At 37.1% G+C, this 3,164-nt stretch carries 4 protein-coding genes; 2 read left to right on the forward strand and 2 right to left on the reverse strand.

Features of this window, described 5'->3' with window-relative positions; all coding sequences use genetic code 11:
- Window positions 1-24: 24 nt before the first annotated feature.
- Window positions 25-411, reverse strand: coding sequence for a hypothetical protein (locus tag HMPREF0023_RS14105; protein WP_008942407.1), 387 nt, complete (start codon window positions 409-411; stop codon window positions 25-27).
- A gap of 149 nt (window positions 412-560) precedes the next feature.
- Here HMPREF0023_RS14105 and HMPREF0023_RS14110 point away from each other — a divergent pair, with 149 nt between their 5' ends.
- Window positions 561-959, forward strand: coding sequence for an MAPEG family protein (locus HMPREF0023_RS14110; protein ID WP_005087881.1), 399 nt, complete (start codon window positions 561-563; stop codon window positions 957-959).
- 118 nt (window positions 960-1,077) lie between these two features.
- Window positions 1,078-1,605 (forward strand): inorganic diphosphatase, encoded by a 528-nt coding sequence (gene ppa, locus HMPREF0023_RS14115; RefSeq protein ID WP_004637542.1) that lies wholly within the window; start codon window positions 1,078-1,080, stop codon window positions 1,603-1,605.
- A 98-nt stretch (window positions 1,606-1,703) separates the two neighbouring features.
- Here the strand turns inward: ppa and HMPREF0023_RS14120 are convergent, their stop codons facing one another.
- Window positions 1,704-3,050 (reverse strand): OprD family outer membrane porin, encoded by a 1,347-nt coding sequence (locus HMPREF0023_RS14120; RefSeq protein ID WP_017396613.1) that lies wholly within the window; start codon window positions 3,048-3,050, stop codon window positions 1,704-1,706.
- Window positions 3,051-3,164 lie beyond the last annotated feature (114 nt).

A 3,164-nucleotide genomic window follows, 5' to 3' on the forward strand; every position in this document is an offset into this window, starting at 1 on the left:
GTAGTGTCGATTTTTTTAGATATTTTAGTTTGATTTTTTCATAAGCCAGCGATCAATATAAGGGCGACCAATGCCGACGATACCCACAAAAATAAACATCGTAATTAACTGAAAGCGCAATCTAGTTATATCAAAGCCATTGAAACTAAAGTAATTATCCGCAAAAACATAGAGCACAATAATAGTTAACCAGTGCCAAAGCATGAGGCGTTTAATTCCAACGGCATAAAAAGCGATGGTTAAAATCAAAAATGTACCTAATGTTGATTGCCAGTTAAGATTTGCGCAGATCACACTCAATAAAAATGCAACGATAGGCAACACAATTTTTAGAATACGATCAACTTTGAGTTGGTGTTGACGTTGTTGTGCGAGAACATCCAACATTTCTTTTTGATCTTGGTTTTGCATAAACGGATCCTAAAAATAAAACAACGAGACTTTATTCAGCTTAGACTGCAGTCCACACAGAACCGCAAAAATGCTTATCGAACAAGTACAAATGAAAGTTTAAGTTATGATAGCATGATGAGACGAACTTCAAAGATGGATGTCAACGCATGCAAGGTATTAACGGTATTATATTGATTATTATCATCGCATGTTTATTACCTTATGTTTTTACCTTGATTGCAAAATCAACGGGTGGTTTCCAAGCCAAAGACAATCAGAATCCTCGTGACTTTTTAGCAAAAACCACAGGTCTTTCCGCTCGGGCAAATGCAGTTCAACAAAATAGTTTTGAAAGCTTACCTTTGTTTATTGCTGCCATTTTGATGGCGGAATATATGGTGATTCCTGAACGCTTTATTTTGGCGTTGGGGTGGGCTTATATTGTTTTCCGAGTCATTTATGGAATTTGTTATCTCGCAAATTGGGCAACTTTGCGTTCAATCATTTGGCTCTTTTCTATACTTTGCCCAATTTTATTATTTGTGATTACCATAAAAATCACTTAAATCAAATGGAATGTAAAAATTCATTTGCTCTAATACCAATATACAGCATCATTTTGCTGGTATTCACGTTATAATCTGACCGATTTTTTATATTCAATCCACATACACGAGTGTTGATATGAGCTATAGCAATGTTCCTGCGGGTAAAGATGCCCCAAATGACATCAATGTTATCATTGAGATTCCTGCAAATGCAGCACCAGTCAAATATGAAATCGATAAAGATACGGATACATTATTTGTAGATCGTTTCATGGGTACAGCAATGTTCTACCCAGCAAACTATGGTTATGTACCAAATACACTATCTGAAGATGGCGATCCTTTAGATGTATTGGTGGTTACACCTCATCCTGTTGCGATCGGTTCAGTTATTCGCTGCCGCCCAGTGGGTAAACTCATTATGGAAGATGAAGCTGGTATCGATACTAAGCTTATCGCTGTTCCACATGAAAAATTATCTCCATTGTATAAAGATGTTCAGGAATATTCTGACCTTCCTCAATTACTGTTGAGCCAGATCGAACATTTCTTCAATCATTATAAAGATTTAGAGCCTGGTAAATGGGTAAAAACGAATGGTTGGGAAGGTTCTGCTGTAGCAAAAGAAGAAGTGCTAAAAGCAATTGAAGCAGCTAAAAAGTAATATTTTAGTGTTTAACTAGATTTTAGTTTTTAAATCTAGTTTATAAAAAAACCTCCATTCAAATTTGAATGGAGGTTTTTTACTTGATCAACTATGAATTAGAAAAACTTCACAGGAATATCAAGCCAGAGACGCCATTCATTGGTATCACCGATATAACCAGCTTGGTATTCATCGCTAGCGCGGTAATATGAGTGACGTACACGCAAGCTTGCATCTTTCGCAAAACCTGATTGAACTGTGTATTTCACTTGGTTAAAGAATTCACGTTCTGTTGCATTGTCAGCTGTACGTAGACGAGCAATCACAACGTCATTCGCATCTTTTACTGCTGTGTTAGTGTTGATACCCCAACCATAAACAAATGCTGTAGTCCAAGTTAATCCTGGTACACCGAAGCTTCCAAAGTCAAGACTATATTGCAGTTGAGCAGATTTCTCATCATTACCGATGAAGTCAGAAAGATATGAGTTTGGCAAATGAATAGTTTGGTGACCATCTCCAACACCTTTACCTAGTCCATAGTCGTAACCTGCACTACCGCTGTTTTGTTGGTAAGCGAGCATTACTGTATGTGGGCCAGTGTTGTAAGTGGTTGAAATTGCCCAGATAGAGTTTTTGTAGCTATCATCTACTGAGCCGATATAAGAATATAAGCTGTTATTTGCTTGGCGATCCCAATCAGTATGATATCCACTGAAATCATAGGTTAATGAACTATTGTTCGCTAGAGGTTGCTTATAGTTCGCATTAATATAGTGACGTTCTAAACGATCTTGAATATCAGTACCGAAGTAGGCTGTATTCAATTGATCGTTGACCTTGTATTTTGCACCCCAAACTACAGCACGGTCTAATTCATTGCCATCAGATTTAATCTGATCAGAATATTGGTTTTTAGTAAATTTACCGACGGTAACTTCTAAACCATCAATCTCACGGCTGTTTGCTAAAACACCTTCAAAATATTCAGGTACTAAACGCGCTGTATTACTTGAAAGAACTGGAAGATCAAGAATCTGAGTACCATAAGTAACGGTTGTATTTGAGTAACGTGCTTTTACGTAACCGCCACCACGCGCCCAATGGTCATATGTGTCACCAGTACCGTCTATACCGTTTAGGCGTTCACGAGGAATCATGCCGTTACCAGCATTCTTATTCGGGCCTAATTTAAAAGATGCGTCACCAATAATTCCAGCACCGAAACCGACAACACCTTGAGTAAAGCCAGAGTCTAGCTTAACCATCGCAGTTTGCGCATATGAGCTTGTGTCTTTATTGCCGTGTTTTTTGTCACGATGTAAAAAACCAGTACGGAAAAGAACATTTCCGCTTGCATCTTCAACAAATCCTTTTGCTTCGCTTTGTTCGCTTGCATATGTTGAGGTGATTAACGCAGCATTAATTAATACTGCTAAAGTAAGTTTCTGTGCCTTTGGCATAGCTAGCCTCATAAAATAAATTAATTTTGGGAAGAAACCGAAATTTTGATCAATTGTATAAGTTATACATGAAAAAGATAGATTTTTATTAAAATATTTTAATTAATTTTAAAT

This window comes from Acinetobacter sp. ATCC 27244, from assembly GCF_000156555.1.
In the GTDB taxonomy this organism is placed as follows: Bacteria; Pseudomonadota; Gammaproteobacteria; order Pseudomonadales; family Moraxellaceae; genus Acinetobacter; species Acinetobacter haemolyticus.

What these genes read in the sequence shown, in the direction of transcription:
- HMPREF0023_RS14105 (WP_008942407.1), bottom strand. Translation starts at nt 411, where the DNA reads ATGCAAAACCAAGATCAAAAAGAAATGTTGGATGTTCTCGCACAACAA.
- HMPREF0023_RS14110 (WP_005087881.1), top strand. Translation starts at nt 561, where the DNA reads ATGCAAGGTATTAACGGTATTATATTGATTATTATCATCGCATGTTTA.
- HMPREF0023_RS14120 (WP_017396613.1), bottom strand. Translation starts at nt 3,050, where the DNA reads ATGCCAAAGGCACAGAAACTTACTTTAGCAGTATTAATTAATGCTGCG.
- ppa (WP_004637542.1), top strand. Translation starts at nt 1,078, where the DNA reads ATGAGCTATAGCAATGTTCCTGCGGGTAAAGATGCCCCAAATGACATC.